This is a genomic window from Alistipes montrealensis (genome assembly GCF_018362775.1).
GTDB lineage: Bacteria > Bacteroidota > Bacteroidia > Bacteroidales > Rikenellaceae > Alistipes > Alistipes montrealensis.
In genome coordinates, this window is sequence record NZ_JAGYXY010000002.1 from 443,799 (window position 1) to 462,623 (window position 18,825).

Consider the following 18,825-nt stretch of genomic DNA (forward strand, 5'->3'; position numbering starts at 1 on the left):
TTTTGTGTTAATTGATTTGAACCTCCAACAGTTTAACCCAGCCTTCGGCGGTCTTTTCGTCGTTCACGGCAAGCTCGATGGCCGGCTTATTCTCCTTCGTCGTGTCGACGATGGCTACGGCCCACATGTACTTTCCGGCCGGGAGATTCGTTGTCGTCTGGAATTCATAGGAGAAGGGTTTGCTATCGACCCAAGCCGAAGGTTCGCAGTTCTTGTCGACGAAAACCTGCTGTGCTTTGCCTGAAGTGTCGAGCAGCGCAAAGGCTACCTTGTACTTGTAGTTCCATTGCGGAAGGTTGTTCGGGCAGTATCCCCAGCCCATGTTGCGCCAGCGGGAATAGATTTTGACCGTTTCGCCGCTCTTCATCTTGTCGGGAAGCGATACCTGGTCGGGATAGAGGCGGTAACCGCCTTCGGAAATGAAGCGTTTTACGAGGGTGAAACTGTCTTTGAACCACGATTCGGTCTCCTGTCCCACGCGGAAGTCCATCATATTGACGTGCGCTTCGGCCGAAGCGTTGAATTCGCCTTTGCGAACGTCTTCGGGATGACCCTCTCGGTAACCGGCCGGATCGTTCCAGTAGCTGTGACTGCTGACGATATAACCGCCCTCCATAAGGATGGGGACCTTGTAGCGCCATGTAGCTGCGACCGCCTTTTCCCAGGCGGTGTAACCCCAGCTCGAATTAGTCATGCCGAAGGCATCCGAACGGATGCAGTACCCGTTGCTGATGGCCAGCGCCACTAATTCTTCGCTGTGTTCGTTCGGCGTGCCCTGGCTCGTGGGGTGGCCCAGTACGCGGTGGTAGTTGATCACCAGGGGAACCTTGGTGAAGTGTTTGGCGTAGAGTTTCGTGATCCAGTCGAGAACCTCGCGTTTCACCGTCTCCGTATTTTCGTCAACGCGGGAAACATCTTCCGTGTTGTAAGCCACGCTGTGCCCTTCACCCCATTTACCCAGTCCGTATCCGTCGATGAAAGCCGTGCGGTCCGGATCGTTGAACCGGGCGGCGAAGGCTTCGACGAACTTTTCGTAGTACTGCTGGAAGATCGGGTCCTGCGGCATCGGTGTTTTGCGGTCGGGGTATTTTGGCTCCGACATTGCGTACTTGGCTCCGGCGTCGTAGACGAACTGGGGTGTATTCGCACCCTGGTCACGGCCGTCGACCACCACGCGGAAAGCGATCGGAAGCCCCCGTTCTTCGGCGCCCTTGATCAGCTTGTAGACTTTCGAATTGGGGTCGTCCCAGGCATACTTGCCGTCCGCGGGGTTCAGGACGGACCATTTCGTGCGGATGTAGCAGGCTGAGGCATAATCCGCCACTTTGACATTTTCTCCGAGGTCCGTGATGTAGAACTCCGTGTCCCAGTACGAGGGGTCGTAGTCGGCGCTGCAGTACATCACCCACCCGCTCAGCGGGTTGCGCAGATTTCTGGATTTGTTGTATTTGGGCTTTACGGTAACGCCCGACTGCGGACCGTCGTTGTTACCGTCGTTCTTGTCCTTCGAGCATCCGCAGGAAACGGCTCCGAGGAACACGGTCAGGATACAACCGACGATCAGGTTTTTCATAGATGTCATATTGCTGTTTTTACATTTAATATTCATTGAAAGAAAATATTGCCGTATCTTCCTGTCGGCTTGAATTTGGTCTTCATTCCGATACGGCAATATTTTTCGGTGGTCGTTCCTACTTCTCGACCTTCAGGGCCTTGATTGTCATGTGTCGCAGGTCGAAGATGATCTGGTTGGTTCCGGACGGGACCTTGTAGTAGCTGTTACGGGTTTCTCCATCGGAAGCACCATGCAGTTCGGCCTCTTTATTGAGTTCGAGCGAAAGGTTCTGGCGTTTGCCGTCCGCCTTCAACGGGCAGGTAAAGCAGTATACGTTATTTTGGTTGTAATCGACACCGTCAACCGAGAAGTTTTGAGCGATACAGAACTTCATATCTCCGGCGATGGCTGTACCGTTGTAGACCAGAATCTGCGGATCGGCAAGACTCGGGGTGCAGCCGAGTTTCTTGACGCCCCAGCCGGTGCCGCCACCATAAGCCCACAGTTCGGTCACCTCCATCGTCGTCTCGGGATTAGTGTCCGCACCGTTCGGCCGGAATGTGACGGAGAGCGACTTCATGTCGGTTGCGGGCGAGTAGATGGTGGCCTGCTTCTCCTTCATATCGATCACGACGCGGTACCGACCAGGTTCCTTGATCTCCCAGGAGATGGGGGTTTCCTGCATCTTCACATTTACCGGTTGGCCGTCTTTCAGCGTGCCGTCGCCGTCCTCGGGGGTGATGTAATAGGTCAGACCGTCAAGTTGTACGGGAATCTGGAGTTCGCCGCGTGTAAAGTCGCCCAGCCAAGCATATTGGTTGGCATTTTCGATTGTTTTCGAAATCTCGGTTTCTTCGTTCATTGCGCTGCCGGCCAACGACATCTTGTCGGCGTCGAACACCTCGACCTTGATCGGCGTTACCTCGACCTCTACCGTACTCACGTCGGGAACTTCGAACGTCGGACCGCCCGTCCATTCGACGATGACGCGGAACTCCAGCGTGAATTTCTTGTTGACGGGTAGTTTCCACTTTTCATTGGCCCAGTTGTTCAACTGCTCCGAGGTGAAACTACGGCTGAAAATACCGTCTTCCTCGCTCGTGACGATGGCGGTGGAGGAACCGAAGTTATTGCCGACGATATCTAACTTGGTCGTATAGGAAACGATATAGTCGTCGGGCATCTGCCGGGCTTCGGTCCAGTTGAAGGTCACCACGACATCCTTGGGATGCTCCCCATTCAGCGCGATTGCATCGGCGGAGGCCGAAACGGTCGTTTTCAGGCTGTCTTCGATTTTGGAGATGTCGTGTTTGTATGGATCGTATGTGCATCCCCACTGGAGGAGAATTGCCGAGATCAGCAACAAAGCGCCATATATAAATTTTATTTTTTTCATATCCTGTTTGTTCTTTGGTTAATCAATACGCTCCGAATCATCCGGCTTTTTACTTCTTGTACCCGTCATACCCGGGGTTCTGCGGGAATTCCGCGCCGCGGTTTGCATCGCGGATCGCTTGCGGAATGGGCCACAGCGCATGGAAGTCCTCGATCTTGTCCTTCAGCGTCGAATTGTATTGTTTGACGCGGTCGATCAGTTTGCCTGTACGCACCAGCGTGAAGCGGCGGCTCTCCTCGCCGACCAGTTCGCGGATGCGTTCGTCGAGCAGGAAGTCTATATCCATGTCGGCCTCGGAAACTTCGCCGGCTTTGGCGCGCTTGCGAACCTCGTTCACCGCTTTGGCAGCCTCGCCCGGATTGTTTTGGCCCAGGTAAGCCTCGGCGAGCAACAGGTAGGTTTCCGACAGGCGGAACTTCATGCGGTCCTTGTAAGAGCCGGTGAGCGACAGGTTGTCGGCTTTACCGAAGAAGAATTTCGTCAGCGCCGGGAACAGCAGGCCCGTCGACCAGGTTCCGTCCGTAATGTTGCACTTCTTGCCGTACGTGCTGGGGACAGCCTCGTTGTTGTAGTACCAGTTGCGTTTAATGTTGTAGTTCGAATTGCGGATGTCGCCGTCGGTGAAGATTCCGCGGGCAGGATCTACGCCTTGCGGAAGGCTCGCGTCTACGGTCGCGTTGGTTCCCTGGACGCCCATCCACCATTTCATCGGGGAGATCTGCGCCAAGCCGCGGCCGCCGAGCGAGTCGGCTAGCGTGAAACCGTTGATCGACATATACTGGGGGTTCCAGGCGCGACGGGTCCAGTCGTCGGAGTTCGTGCCGCCGCCGATCGTCTTGTACTCGAACTGCATGACCCAGATGCTCTCCGTGTTGCCGCTTTTCCGGTTTTGGTTGTTCTCAATGAAGAGGTCGCTGAACACGTCGCCCGGCTCGGTCTTCTTTGCCCCGAAACGAGTCTTCATCAGGCTGTAATATCCGCAGTCGATCACCTCGAGCGCTGCTTTTTCAGCGAGCACGTACTCTTTCTGAAGCAGGTACATTTCGCTTAACAAGTGATACGCCGCCCAGCGGGTCAGTTTGCCCGGGTTTACACTTTCGGGGTTTTCGGGAAGATTTTCGCTGGCGAACTTCAGGTCGTCGATGATGTGCTGCAACACTTCGTTCTTGGGAGTGCGCGTGAACGAAAGCTGGAACTGGTCCTGAATGGTCTCTACCCAGGGTACGTCGCCATAGAGGTAGATCAGCGTCCGGTAGGCATAGGCGCGGAAGAAGCGGGCCTCGGCCTGATAGTGCGCCTTGTCGGTGGGATAATCCCAGTTCTTGTTCTTCTCGGAGAAGACCAGCAATTCGTTGGCCGAAGCGATCAGGTTGTAGGACCAGGTCCAGTAGGTTCCCACGAACTGCGTGGAGGGGTTCAGGGTGAGGTCGGCGAAGGGAGTCAGCGAGCCGTCCTTGGCCCCGTTCTGATCGACGATGTCGGTAGCGATCTGCATTGCCTCGTACGGGCAGGCGCCGTTGTGGATGAATGCGCCGTTCTCGCCCCAGGTGTTATATTCTGCGCGGGCGATCGAATAGAGACCGGTGCTTCCTACCTCGAAGCCCATCGTACTCGTATAGGTATTTTCCGGGGACAGGTCGCTTTTCAGATCTTCTTCCAGGAAACTGCTGCATCCCGATGCAAGGGCTGCCATCGAACAAGCGACGCCCAATTTTATATAATGATTCATTTTCATGGTTAGGTCTCAATTAAAAGGTTAAGGAAATTCCGAGCATATAGGAACGCGCCGTCGGGTAAGAGGCGAACCAGGTGTTGTCATAGTTCAGCATCTGACGCATATTGGAGAAGGCGCAGACGTTGTTGACGCTGACATTGAGATCGATGGCGCTCAATCCCAGTTTCCGGACGAATCGTTGGTTCACGCGGTAACCCAGCGTGATGTTCCGGATCTGCACGAAGTTGAGTTTCTTGTAGAAACCATGGCTGAATTTGTTTTCGTACCCTGGTGAAACATAGTCGGCGTCGGGTGTTTCGGGGGTCCAGTATTTGGCGCCGTGAATGTAGTTGCCCGCACCGAACGAATACGAACCGACGTTGGCCACGTTGTCCGTCATCCATTTTCCGAATACGCCGTTGATCAGGAACGAGAAGTAGAAATCTTTGTAGGATAAACGGTTGCCCATCGACAGCGTGAAGCTCGGTTGCTTGCTTCCGATCACCTTTCGGTCTTTTTCGGTGATTTCGCCGTCACCGTTGACATCCTCTAGTTTGGCCGAACCTGGCTCGGCTCCGGTCTGATGTGCGATCTCTTTTCCTTCGGCATCGGTAAAGGTGAACTCATCGCCCTGCTGCCAGAGGCCGATCATATTGTAGTCGAAATAAACCTGCAGCGGCTTGCCGATGAACCACTTGTTGCTGACGTCGTCCTGACCGTCGCCGCGCAGTTCGACGATTTTGTCGCGGTTGAGCGAGAAACTGATGTCGGTGTTCCATGTGAAATTCTTCTTGCGGATGTTCTGCGAGTTCAGCGTGAGTTCGATACCCTTGTTCTGCGTCTCTCCGATGTTGTCCATGATCTTGCTGTAACCGTTCATGATCGGTACGTTGCGAAGCATCAGCAGGTCTTTCGTGTTGGAGATGTACATGTCGATAGCACCGCCCAGGCGGCCGCCGAAGAACTGAAAGTCGATACCGAGGTTGGTTGTGTAGGTAGTCTCCCACCTCAGGTTGGGGTTACCTTTGCCGTCGCCGGGGAAGTAGGCCGCATTGACTGCCTTCGAGCCGTCGCCCCAGATGTACTTGATACCGTTGGTGGCATAGAGCCTATCGAGGGTTCTTCCGACGGTGATGGCATTGTTGCCGTTGGCTCCGTACGAAAGACGGATTTTCAGCATATCGATCCATGAGGCGTTATCCTTGACGAAACTCTCTTCACCCAGATGCCAGGCCACTGCGGCCGAGGGGAAGAAAGCCCACTTATTGTTCCGGCCGAACACTGAAGCGCCGTCGGCGCGTCCGGTCAGCGTTACTAGATACTTATTGTTGAAGGCGTAATTCACGCGCAACATGCTCGATACCATCGTTTCCCGGGAATAACTCGAGGAGATCGAAATGTTATTCTCTGCACCGGACATCCGGTAGAAACTCGAATCGTCGTTTACGAAAGTGTCGCCGCTCTGCGACGATTTCACTGTTTTTTTCTCCTGCACGCTGAACAGTCCGGTGGCGTCGATACGGTGTTTCCCGAATACGCCTTCGTATTTGAGGACGTTCTCCCACGTGTAGTCCGTGGTGCGGGAGTTGCTGATGCTAGCTTTGCCGTCCACCTGCTTTCCGGTGACGGTGTTGCGACCGTAGTAGGTTCCCGTGAAGTTATCGCGGTAGTTGTATCCGAACTGCGAGCGGAACGACAAACCTTTCACCGGGAACAGGATGTCGACGAACCCGTTGGCGAGGAAGTTGCGCGACGTATTCTTGCTGTCGGCATTCACGTCCTTCATCGGGTTGGGAAGATTGTCGTATTCCATCGGTTTTTCGTAATAGGCGCCCGTCTCGTCCTTGTAGATGCCGTAGGGGCTTTGTTTGATGGCGTGTTCGAGATTCGGGGTCGCGCCGCCGGTCTCACGGTTTACGAACTGCGAGGTAAGGCCGACCGTCAGCCACTTATTCAGTGTTTGGTTGATGCTGGTGTAGACGTTGATACGCTCGTAATTTGAATTGTAGACGACGCCGGGGTTATCCAGGTAGGAGACAGCGGCTGTGTAGCTGGTCTTGTCGTTACCACCCGAGATGCTGAGTTGATGGTCCATCGTGAAGGAGGTGCGGAAGACATAGTCTTGCCAGTCGTGGGTGATTCCTTTGGCGTAATTCTGTTTTTCGCTGGCGCTGATGATCAGGCCGGCCATCGGGTCGAGATCTTCTCCGGAATATTTATTTTTTCCCAAACGGCCGATGTCCTGCTTGTAACGGATGAATTCGTTGGGTCCCATGACTTCGATGCGCTGCATCGGTTCGGAGATACCCAACGATGTCTTGTAGGTTACGTGCATGGTGCCTTTATTACCTCGCTTGGTCTGGATCAGGATAACGCCGTTCGAGCCGCGCGAACCGTAGATGGCCACCGACGATGCGTCCTTGAGCACCGACATGCTCTCGATAAGGTTCGGGTCGAGGTCGGCCAGCGAACCGCCATACGGAATGCCGTCCAGAATGATCAACGGGTCATTGGTCGCCGTGATCGAGTTCTGGCCGCGGATCAGCAGAGTCTGGTCGCTGCCCGGAGCAGCATTGCCGGTCGTGATGTTCAGACCGGCCACCTGTCCGACCAGGCGGTCCATCAGGTTGTTGGTCGAAACCATCTCCAGCGTCTGTTTGTTGACTACGGCCAGGCCTCCCGTGAGGTCCTTCTTCTTCTGCGTACCGTAACCCACGACGACGACCTCTTCGAGCGACTGTGCGCTCGGGATCATTTTTACGTCGACGACTCCGGATACGCCGATTTTGACTTCCTGGTTATTGTAGCCCAGGCACGAAAATACCAGGGTCGAGGAGGCGGGAACTTTCAGTTCGAAGGTGCCCTGTACGGTGGTGACGGCTCCCGCATTCGTTTTTCCGTCTTTTATAACAACGACGACGCCCGGCAGCGGGGCTCCGTTTTCATCGATGACCGTACCGGTCACTTTGACATCGTTTTGCTGGGCAAACGACGGTGTTGCGGACAGCAGGGTTAAAAGGAGAATGACCAGGCTGCCTTTAAGCTTTTTGTAAATGCTCATTATCATATAAAGGTTTCATATTGGTTAGTACACTTGTCTGTTAAGAGATTGCCGAACCGGCAGAAGACCTCTTGCCGTTCTTCGTGGGTTTCAGGTTATCTTTCCATTTCGGTTTAGGTTTTAATTATTACTGTTATTTAATCTTTTCAAAGAAACAGGTGGACGCCGGAGGCTTTATCCCCTTATTGCAAAGGTCAATAAAACGGTGCGACCTTATGGGCGTCTTTTATTCGGAAATGGTTCCATTTTGTACGGGACGTAAAAAAATCGAACCCTGTCCGGGGGTTCCGGATGCCCGGTGGGTCCGTGGTGGTATTTGTCCGGACAGAATGAAGCGCTCCCGTCGTCGCGTAAAACGACGGCGGGAACACCCCGTCGGTGAAGGTACAATCCATCCCTGTTCCGGCAGACGCGGAGGCGCATATCCATGACGCATTGGACATGTTAAATTACCTTCGTATGGTCCGGATTACGATTTTTTCTTGAATTCGGAGGGGGTCAGTTCAAAATGCCTTTTGAAACAAATGCTGAAATATTTGGGATTGGCGAATCCTGTCATGATCGAGACTTCGGCGATGGTCAGGTCCGACTCCTTTAATAATTGCGCCGATCGTTTCAGACGGACATCCATGATGAATTCCTTGATCGACATGCCCGTTATGTCGTTGATCTTCTGATACAGAAGCGTACGCCCGATCGACATGTCCGTGACGAACGAATCGACGTTGTAGTCGCTGTTGTCCATGTTGCGCTCGATGTAATTCATCGCCTTCTTCAGCAACTCCTCGTCCATCGACGAAATGGTGATCTTCGAAGGTTCGGCGATGAATTTTTTGCTGTACAGTTCCTTGAGCTCTTTCTGGTTCTTGATCAGGTTGGCGACCTGCCGGAGCAGGAAATCCATGTCGAACGGCTTGTCGATAAATACATTGGCGCCGCTTTCCAGCGCTTTGATTTTGTTTTCGGTGTTTTTGCCCAGGGCCGACAGCATGATCACCGGGATATGGCTGGTCTTGATGTTCGAACGCAGGGAGCGGCATACGTCGAAGCCGTCGGCCTCGGGCATCATCAGGTCGGTAATGACCATCTGGGGGCAGATTTTCTCCGCCTTGGCGATGCCTTCGTTGCCGTTTGCGGCCGTGTATACGTTGTAATGTTTCGACAACCGCTGTTCCAGGTAACTTCTCAGGTTGGGGTCGTCCTCGATCACTACGATATTGCAGGCCTTGCGGTCGTGCTTGTCGTCCGGCGCCGTTACATCGGTTTCCGTCAACAGGTTGTCGATCTCGGAAACCGTGTATTCGTACGATTCGGCCGCACTGTCGGTCTTTTCGGCATTCAGCGTGAAAGGCAGAACGACCGTGAAGGAGACCTTCGAATTCCCGGAATGAAGGGTTATTCCTCCTTCGAGGTTGCCGACCAGTTCTTTGACGATGGACAGTCCCAGGCCGCTGCTGCTTTCGAATTCGGGGCGGCGGGTGGAGAGGTGGTTGAACGACTCGAAGATGGCCTCCTTCCTGTCGTCGGGGATTTCGGCCCCGGTGTTGGTGACCGTGAAGGATATGTACTCGGTGTCGGCGGCCGGTGCGGCGGAATCCGGTATCTGCTCCTGTCGGGCCGGGTATATCTTCACTCCGACATAGCCGTTCTCGGAGGTGTATTTGATGGCGTTGGAGAACAGGTTCGTGAAAATCTTCTCGATCACGTCGTGGTCGAACTTGGTGTAAAAACTTTCGTACTGGGAATTGAACCCGGTTTCGATTCCCTTTTTGTTGGCGTAAAACTCGAACAGCGAGAAGATGCTGTCGATAAACCGGATCAGGTCGCCCGGCTGGCGGTTGAGGGTGATCTTCTGGCTCTCGATTTCGCGGAATTGCAGCAACTGGCTGATCATGCGCTGGATGCGTGCTACGTTCTTTTCGATCAGGTGCACGTAGGCGTTGCCCGGCGTGTCTGCGGGCAGGTGCTCCTTGAGCTGTTTCAGCGGATCGACGACCAGGGTGAGCGGGGTCTTGAGGTCGTGGGAGATGTTCGTGAAGAAGTTGATCCGGGCCCGGGTCAGTTCCTTCATGTTCTGCTCCTTGATCCGCTCCAGTTCGAGCCGTTGTTCGAAGATTTTCTTGTTGGTGAAGTACCGCCAGATGAAATAGACCACCGCCGAGAGCAGTGCGGCGTAGACGAGGTAGGCCCAGACGGAGAAGAAGGGCGACGGATGCACCTTGAACCCGAGCGCCGTAACTTCGTCGCCCCACAGACCGTCGTTGTTGGCGGCCTTGACCTCGAAAACGTAGTTTCCGGCAGGCAGGTTGAAGAACTGCACGCCCTTCTGTCCCTGCGGCAGCAGAGACCATTGTTCGGAGAGCCCGAGCAGCCGGTAGGCGTATTGGTTCTTTCCGGCGTTAAGGTAACTGTCCGCCGAGAACCGGATTTCGAAATTCGACTGCCTGTGCGACAATTCGATCATATCGCCTTTGCCTTCGCGGTAGGACAGAGTGGAGATCGCTTTATCGAGGGGTGAATTTTTGGCGCCGGGAATTACGGGTTTGCTGTTGATCAGCAGGTCGGTGAAGAAAACCTTCGGCTTCTGGTCGTTGTATTTTATGTTTTCCGGGGTGAACAGGATGAAGCCGTCCGTTCCGCCGAACAGCATTTCGCCTTTCGAAGTCTTGTAGCAGGCCCGCACGTAGTAGGCGCCGCAGTGGTTCGGGGTGTCGATCTGGGATTTGTTGATCGTCCCGGCAGCGTGGTCGTAATAATAGAGACCGTCGTTGGTGCTGAACCAGACATCTTGCGAAGAGGTGTCTTCCAGGATGCCGAAGACCGTTTTACCCGACAGCCCTTCGCCGTTCCGGTCCTTGAAATTGACGTAACTGCCGTCGCGGCGCAGCAGGTTGACCCCGCCGCCGCGGGTCCCGAACCAGATGTCGGAACCCGACGTGACGCAGTAGGAGCAGAGGTTGTTTACCGCATAGGGGGCCTCGTCGATGTAATAATGCTTTACGATCCGCCTCGTGGCGGCATCTACGATGTAAGCTCCTCCGTGGCTGACGAGCCACAGGCTGCCCTCTTTGTCGTGAAACAGCGTTTCGATATGAATCCGGACGGGATTGCCCCGGTTGTCCGAGAACTGGACTGCTTCGATGATCCCTGTCTTTGCGTCCTTGTACATCAGTTCGGCGTCCGGGTCGGTCATCCAGATGCCCCGGTCGCCCTCCTTGACGAAATCGTAGACGCTGAGCGGCTGCCCCGAGACCGGATGGTTCATGTGCAGGTCGGTAAAACGCCCCTGCTGCTCGTCGAACGCCCGCATGCCGCCGTTGAACGCCGAGACCAGCAACGTGTTGTTCTCGTCGTGCCACAGCTTTTTGATCATGTTCGACGTAAGACCGCACTTGCTTTCCTGCGTATAGTAGATAAACCGGCCGTTCTTGCGGTCCCAGCGGTTAATTCCCCCCCCCTCAGTTCCGATCCACAGGTTGCCTTCCGTATCTTCCTCGAAACAGCTGACAATAGGATGATTAAGGCCTCCCGGGGTGGCTTTGAAGTAGTCGACGCCGTTGTCCGAGAAGGTCATGTAGGCCAGTTTGCCCCCGTATGTGCCGACCCATACCCCGCCGTCGGGATCGGCGAAGATCGACCACACCGAGTTGTTGGGCAGCGAGTAGGGATAATGGAGGTCGAAGCGCAGCAGGCGTGTGCTGTCGGTGAGCGGGTCTAGCAGGAGCAGTCCCGACTGCGTCGCTACCCAGATGATGCCTGCCGGGTCGAGAAACAACTCTTTGGCGCCCGCGGACTTTTCGTATTCGTGCGGGAGCCTGTAATACCGCCCGATCCGGCCGTCGCCGTCGCATTCGTAAAGCCCGTCCATGTGCGTGAGGACGTATACCGAGCCGTTGTATTCCACTACGTCGCGGATCACGCAGTTGTTGCCGCCGACCGACGTGAACGGAACGTACTGTCCGGTTTCTCGGTTCAGGCGGTAGAGGTTTCCGTTCGAGGCGGTATAAACATACTCTTTCGTGCAGACGAGCGTCAGCGTTTGTCCGAGTGTGAATATCTCTTTCGGCAGCGGATAACTGGTTACGGCGGGCAGCCGGTCGGGATTGAACGATTCGATGGTGTTGTTCCGGATCAGCCAGACCGTCCCGTCGCCGTTCGCCGTGACCGAACCGATGTTTCCTTCCAGGACGAGTTCGAAATCGAGCGTTTCGTAGTCGAAGTGCAGCAACCCGTGGTTGGTTCCCACGTACAGCCCTTTCTGTTTGTCCGTGACCACCTGCCCGTAGGACCAGTAGGAACTCGGGGAGAGGTTTGCGACCCGGTCGTTCATCCGCACGAACGACGTGCCGTTGTACATGAACAAGGCGTCGTACCCGCTGAACCAGATGCGTCCGACGCTGTCCTTGGCGATGCTGTGTATGCCTCCGTAATAGGAGGTTTCGGGCATGGGATGGAACCGGTAATCCGGAATATTCAGGGCGTGGAGGGTTTCCGGGAGCAGTCCCGTGACGAGTAGCAGTGCTGTTAATAATGATCTCATAGATGCCCGGATGAGGTCTGGTCTTTCATACAAAGTTAGAAAATTTTGATAAAACAGGCCGTCTGCCGTCGTTTTTTCGCTCTTTCCGGGTTTGATTGACCGGTTTTCGGGGCTGAATACTATTCCGGGGCCGGTGTCCGGGATCGAAAAAGGCGGCCGGAAAAACTTCCGGCCGCCTTTCTTTTCAGTACGGTATTTTACCAGATAATCACGCGATCCTGCTCGGGCAGGAACATCGCGCCGTCGGTGATCGAGAAGGCGTCGTAGAAGTCCTGCAGGTTGCGCAGCGTGGCATTTACGCGCCATTTGCCCAGCGAGTGTACGTCGAGCTTGGTGAGGCGTGCGATCTCCTCGTCGCGGATATTCTGGGCCCACAGCGTGGCGTAGCCCAGGTAGAAACGCTGGTCGGCGGTGAATCCGTCGATCGGGGCCGGAGCCTCCTTGCCTGCGAGCGAGTTGCGGTAGGCCGAGTGCGCTACGCGCAGACCGCCCTGGTCGGCGATATTCTCGCCCAGGGAGAGGGAGCCGTTGGCGAAGATCGCGGGCTGCCCGTCCTTGGCGGGCAGAACCTCGATGGCGTTGAACTGCTGTACCAGGATGTCCGTCTTGGCCTTGAAGGCGGCGGCGTCCTCTTCGGTCCACCAGTTGTTCATGTTGCCGTCCTTGTCGAAGTTGCGGCCCTGGTCGTCGAATCCGTGGGTCATTTCGTGGCCGATCACCACGCCGATTGCACCGTAGTTTACGGCGTCGTCGGCCTCGGGGTTGTAGAACGGCGGCTGGAGAATGGCGGCCGGGAAGCAGATTTCGTTGGTCGTGGGGTTGTAGTAGGCGTTCACCGTCTGGGGCGACATGTGCCACTCGTCCTTGTCCACGGGTTTGCCCAGTTTCGAAATGTTGTCGGCCGTATACCAGGCGCTGGCTTCGACGTTGTTCTCCCAATAGCTCTTCGCCGGGTCGATCGTCAGCGAAGAGTAGTCCTTCCACTTGTCGGGATAACCGATCTTCACCGTGAAGGCTGCCAGTTTCTCCTGGGCTTTGGCTTTGGTGGCGTCGGACATCCAGTCGAGGCCCGCGATGTGCTGGCCGAGGGCTGTCTGCAGGTTCTTCACCATTTCGAGCATGCGGGCCTTGTCTTTCTCGGGGAAATATTTGGCGACGTACATTTCGCCCACGGCTTCCGACAGGATACCGTTGGGGACCGACATGGCACGCTTCCAGCGGGGTTTCTGCTCCTGCTTACCCGACATCACGCGGCCGTAGAAATCGAACGATGCGTTGATGAAATCGTCGCTCAGGAAACCGGCTGCATTGCTGATGTATTGTGCGGCGAGGTAATAGCGGATGTCCTCCAGCGGGGCCGTCTTGATCACCTCGTTGGCGTTGGCCAGGGCCGAAGGGGTCGTCACGATGATCTGCTCGAAGTCGCCGATGCCCATCGTCTTGTAGTACTCGGCCCAGTCGATGGCGTCGTACGCCTTCTCGAAATCGGCTTTCGCCGTGGGATTGTACATGGCGGGGATGTTGCGCAGTTCGACGCTCGACCAGTTTTTCTCGGCCAGTTTGGTTTCGATCGAGATCACGCCGGCAACGGCCTTCTCGATGTCGGCCTCGGGGACGCCCGTCAGGCGGAAGAGCTTGCCCAGGTACTCCTTGTAGGCAGTGCGGATCGACTCGTTCTCGGGATCGAGGTAATAGTCGCGGTCGCCCATCATCAGGTCGGGCTGCGAAGCGTAGAGCGCATTGATATCGCTGTTCATCAGGTCGGACTGCACGCCGACGCCGAAGAAGGGGTTGGCGATCGAGGTGTGGAGCTTGGCGATGGCTGCGGTCAGCTGCGCACGGTCGCCGATGGCGAGAATCTCGTCGACGGCGGCTTTGATCGGGGCGGCGCCCTCGGCGTTCAGGCGCACCGAGTCGAGGCCCATCTTGTAGAGGTCCGAAATCTTCTGCTCGACGGTTCCCGGCCGGGCCTTCTGCTTGGTCATGCCGGAGAAGAGCTCGTTGATGCGCGTCTCGTTGTTGTCGCGCAGGATGTCGAACGAGCCGTAGCGCGAATATTCGGGTTTCAGGGGGTTGTTCTTCTGCCAGCCGCCCGTAGCGTATTCGTAGAAATCGGCGTTGGGAGCTACCGACAAATCGAAGTTGGCCATGTCGATGGCCGGTTTCTTAGGGGTATTCTGGCAGGCTGTCATACAAGCCATTGTTGCTGCGAAAAGGATAATTTTTTTCATACTGTTCGGGTTTTTGATAAAACGGGGACTTCCGTGAAAACCGGAAATCCCCGCTTTTGAATTTGCTTCGGTGCGTCCGGTTTAGTCGCGGATAGCCGCGACGCCCGGCAGGTCGCCGAACTCGATGTATTCGAGCAGCGCGCCGCCGCCCGTCGAGATGTACGATACCTGGTCGGCCAGGCCGAACTTGTTGATGCAGGCTACCGAGTCGCCGCCGCCGATGAGCGAGTAAGCGCCCTTTTTGGTCGCTTCGGCGATGGCCACTGCTACCTCCTTGGAACCGGTTGCGAACTTGTCGATCTCGAACACGCCCACGGGGCCGTTCCAGAGGATGGTCTTGCAGCCCAGGATGTGCTCGCGGAAGACCTTCTTGCCCTCCTCGCCGATGTCGAGTCCTTCCCAGCCGTCGGGAATGTCGTTGGCCGGGGCCTCCTTGGTGTTGGCGTCGGCCGAGAATGCGTCGGCGATCAGCGCGTCGGGCGACATGACCAGTTCGACGCCCTTCTTCTTGGCCAGTTCGAGGATCTCCAGCGCCACGGGGAACATGTCGGGCTCGCAGATCGAGTTGCCGACCTTACCGCCCTGCGCAGCCGCGAAGGTGTAGGTCATGCCGCCGCCGATGATGATCGAATCGACCTTCTCGATCAGGGCTTTGATGACGCCGATCTTCGACGACACCTTCGAACCGCCCACGATGGCGCAGAACGGATGTTTCGGGGCTTCCATCAGCGACGAGATGGCCTTCACCTCTTTTTCCATCAGGTAGCCGAACATCTTGTCGTTGGGGAAGTTTTTGGCGATCAGGTAGGTCGAAGCGTGCTTGCGGTGGGCCGTTCCGAATGCGTCGTTGATGTAGCAGTCGGCCAGCGAAGCGAGTTTCTTGACGAACTCCTTCTGCGGACCCTCTTTCAGCGCCTTCTTGGCGGCGTCCTTTTCCTCCTTGGTGGCGTCCTCGGCCAGGCCGCGGGGCTTGCCCTCTTCCTCGGCGTAGAAACGCAGGTTCTCAAGCAGCATCACCTGTCCGGGTTTGAGGTTCTTGGCCATTTCGGCAGCCTTCTCGCCCATGCAGTCGCCGGCGAACTCGACCTTTACACCGAGGTTCTTCTCGATGGCGGGAACGATCTGCTCCAGCGAGTATTTCATATCGGGGTTCTTCTTCGGGCGACCCATGTGCGACATGAGAATCACCGAACCGCCCTCGGAGAGCACCTTCTTGATGGTGGGGATGGCGGCGCGGATACGCGTGTCGTCCGTCACTTCGCCCTTCTCGTTGAGGGGCACGTTGAAATCCACGCGGATAATCGCGCGCTTGCCTTTGAAATCGTAGTTGTCGATCGAGATCATAGCTGTTTGATTTTTAAGTATATTGTTAAAAGATTTTCGGTAAAGCCTAATTCGGGACAAATTTATGAAAATATTTTAAGAATCTGTTATTCCGATAACAGAAAAAACGTTCTCCCGAACAAAAACCGGGCCCGCCTGGTCGGCGCAGCCCGGCTTGGATTACGGAACGAGGAGGCGTGTCAGTATTTGTACCGTACCCATTTGAACAACTCCTTGAGCGACGGTTTCTTGCCGTACATGAAGATGCCCACCCGGTAGATTTTGGCTGCGAACCACACCATGCCTATGAACGAGGCGTAGAGCACCGCGAGCGAGAGGACGATCTCCCACAGCGGAATGTCGTAGGGGATGCGGGCCATCATGACGATGGGCGAGGTGAAGGGAATGATCGAGAACCAGAATGCCAACTGCGAGTTGGGGTCGCGGATGACGACGAACATCATCAGCAGAGCCAGGATAATCGGCAGCGTGATGGGCATTTGCAACTGGGACGCGTCCTGTACGTTGTCTACGGCCGAACCGACTGCGGCGAACATTGCGGCGTAGAGCAGGAAGCCGCCGAAGACGAAGAGCACCAGGCTGGCGAAGATTTTAACGATGTAGGCGATGTCCATCATGGCGGCGACGGCCTGCAGCATCTCGGGATTGATGTCGACCATCGAACCCCCTGCGGGCATCCCCTGCTGCATCGCTTTGGCAGCTTCCATCACGTCTGCGGGCAGCAGGTTGGAAACGATCAGGAATCCGACGCCGACGATCAGCACGCCCCAGATGAGCACCTGCACCACGGCCACCGAAGCTACGCCGAGGATTTTGCCCATCATCAGGTCGAAGGGCCGCACCGAGCTTACCATTACTTCCAGTACGCGGTTGTTCTTCTCCTCGATTACCGACTGCATGACCATCGAACCGTAGATCAGCAGGAACATGTAGAGGATGAAGCCCAGGACGTAGCCCACGCCGGTGGCTACCATCGACGACTGGGCCTGTGTGTCCTCCTCCTGCGACTTGTCGTTGCGGAAGGTCTGCATGTTGACCTTGGTCTTCACCTCGTCGAGGATTTTCGAAAGGTTTTCGATGTTGTAAGCCTTGAGTTTCTCCGCTTCGAGGATATGCTCGATCTGCCCCGTGATGGCGCTTTCGAGCGAGAGCGACGACGAAGAGTTGGCGTAGAGCTTGACGTTGCTGGCGTTTTCGAGAATGTCACTCCCGATGTACAGGACGCCGAATTTATCGGTCAGTTGTTTGCGGGCCTCCTCGGTCGAAAGGTCTGTGGTTTCGAAGGCGATCTCTTCGCTGTTTTCGAGCTTCGGGGCTACCAGGCCGCTGTCGTCGACAACGGCGATGACCTTCTCGTCGCCGCGCGAATACTGCATGATCAGCGCCGGCGAGGCCATCAGGGCGATCATCAGCACGGGCATCAGCAACGTGGTGATGATAAAGGATTTTTTGCGCACGCGCTCGTTGAACTCGCGCTGGATGATGATGGATATGTTTGACATAAACCGTATGTTTTTAATTTATTAACCGTTTGTTTGCTTCCGGTCGTCGCCGGGTCTTTTCTCCCGGCGCAGAATCCATACTCCCGCGGCGGCGGAAACGAGGCAGAAGACCAGCGAAACGAGTGCATCTTCGCCTTCGACGACGCGCCGGAGGTTGCGCAGCGACTCGGAGACGCCTGCGAAAAACAGCGCCAGCCCGATGATCACAGGCCACGTAAAACCGAACCTGCGGTCGTGCGAATTCTTGTTTTCAGTTCTGTCCATGGTTTGCCGATTTATTGTTGAAGTTCTTCCCTCGAAGAGAAATTGTCTGTATGGCCGGACCGGCTTTTCATAACGAACCGTTTACGGCTCTTATGAAAATGTCGTTCATCGAGGGGATGATTTCGCGGAACGAGCGCAGTTCGACGGCGTCGTTGACCGCGCTGATGACTCCGCGCACTTCCGCGTCGTTCTCGACATGGAGTTTGAGCATCCGGTAGACCGATTCGTCCTCGGCGCCGTCGAGAATCTCGCAGCGGCCTGCAACGGCCTGCCGCAGGACCTCCTCTTCGCCGCGGTAGGCCACTTCGAAGATGTTCGAGCCGTGGCGGCGGCGGATTTCGTCGACCTGGCCCGAGAGGATATTGCGTGACTTGTTGATCAGCGTGATATGGTCGCAGATCTCCTCCACGGAGGACATGTTGTGCGTCGAGAAAATAATCGTCGCGCCTTTGTCGCGCAGCGCCAGTATCTCTTCTTTCAGCAGGTTGGCGTTGATAGGGTCGAAGCCCGAGAAGGGTTCGTCGAAGATCAGTAACTGGGGTTCGTGCAGGATCGTGACGATGAACTGTACTTTTTGGGCCATGCCCTTCGAGAGCTCCTCCACCTTCTTGTCCCACCAGTCCTGGATGCCGAATTTGACAAACCACTGCTTGAGCCGGGTGACGGCTTCGCGGCGTGAGAGTCCTTTGAGGCGGGCGAAGAAGACGGCCTGTTCGCCGACTTTCATTTTTTTGTAGAGACCTCGCTCTTCGGGCAGGTAGCCGATGCGGTAGATGTCATCGGGGGCGATTTCCCGGTCGCCGAACAGCACGCGGCCCGAATCAGGCGCCGTGATGCGGTTGATGATGCGGATCAGGGTCGTCTTGCCGGCCCCGTTGGGTCCGAGCAGCCCGTAAACCGAGCCTTTGGGGATGGCGAGCGATACGTCATCGAGCGCCGTGTGCGAAGCATAGCGTTTGGTGACGTGTTCTACTGTGAGTAAATCCATAGTCGCGGATGTTTTATTTTTGGATTGTTACAGCCGCAAATATAGGAACAAATTTTGAATATCAAAAAATATTTATCGTTTTTCGATAAAATATTTCAGCCGGGTTTTTGGAGGGCTTTCGGACGGCAGGCGGGGATGCCGTGCCGGGGCGTGGATTTCCCGTGTGGGAAGAATGTCGGGGATTGAAGTTCGGTTTCGGTCGGGCGGATGTCCTTGGGGCGTTGCTCGTG

10 protein-coding genes are annotated in these 18,825 nt (G+C 55.8%); all 10 read right to left on the reverse strand.

Annotated elements, in window-relative coordinates:
* Positions 1–7 precede the first annotated feature (7 nt).
* Positions 8–1,582, reverse strand: coding sequence for a DUF4832 domain-containing protein (locus KG007_RS04960; protein WP_249413246.1), 1,575 nt, complete (start codon positions 1,580–1,582; stop codon positions 8–10).
* A gap of 109 nt (positions 1,583–1,691) precedes the next feature.
* Positions 1,692–2,951 (reverse strand): SusE domain-containing protein, encoded by a 1,260-nt coding sequence (locus KG007_RS04965; protein ID WP_195459214.1) that lies wholly within the window; start codon positions 2,949–2,951, stop codon positions 1,692–1,694.
* Between the two features lie 49 nt (positions 2,952–3,000).
* Positions 3,001–4,680, reverse strand: a complete 1,680-nt coding sequence (locus KG007_RS04970) for a RagB/SusD family nutrient uptake outer membrane protein (RefSeq protein ID WP_195460062.1) — start codon at positions 4,678–4,680, stop codon at positions 3,001–3,003.
* Positions 4,681–4,699: 19 nt separating this feature from the next.
* Positions 4,700–7,726: a SusC/RagA family TonB-linked outer membrane protein gene (locus tag KG007_RS04975; protein ID WP_249413247.1), complete on the reverse strand. Its 3,027-nt coding sequence runs from the start codon at positions 7,724–7,726 to the stop codon at positions 4,700–4,702.
* Positions 7,727–8,195: 469 nt separating this feature from the next.
* Positions 8,196–12,266 (reverse strand): hybrid sensor histidine kinase/response regulator transcription factor, encoded by a 4,071-nt coding sequence (locus KG007_RS04980; RefSeq protein ID WP_249413248.1) that lies wholly within the window; start codon positions 12,264–12,266, stop codon positions 8,196–8,198.
* 197 nt (positions 12,267–12,463) lie between these two features.
* Positions 12,464–14,497 (reverse strand): M13 family metallopeptidase, encoded by a 2,034-nt coding sequence (locus KG007_RS04985; protein WP_249413249.1) that lies wholly within the window; start codon positions 14,495–14,497, stop codon positions 12,464–12,466.
* A gap of 81 nt (positions 14,498–14,578) precedes the next feature.
* Entirely contained in the window at positions 14,579–15,841 is a 1,263-nt protein-coding gene (locus tag KG007_RS04990; protein WP_195459211.1) for a phosphoglycerate kinase, read from the reverse strand.
* Between the two features lie 179 nt (positions 15,842–16,020).
* A complete protein-coding gene (locus KG007_RS04995; RefSeq protein ID WP_195459208.1) occupies positions 16,021–17,343 on the reverse strand; it encodes an ABC transporter permease in 1,323 nt (440 codons plus the stop codon).
* 21 nt (positions 17,344–17,364) lie between these two features.
* The gene (locus tag KG007_RS05000; protein ID WP_195459205.1) at positions 17,365–17,607 is read right to left on the reverse strand and encodes a hypothetical protein; all 243 of its coding nucleotides are present in this window, start codon (positions 17,605–17,607) and stop codon (positions 17,365–17,367) included.
* Between the two features lie 67 nt (positions 17,608–17,674).
* A complete protein-coding gene (locus KG007_RS05005) occupies positions 17,675–18,595 on the reverse strand; it encodes an ABC transporter ATP-binding protein (protein ID WP_195459203.1) in 921 nt (306 codons plus the stop codon).
* Positions 18,596–18,825 lie beyond the last annotated feature (230 nt).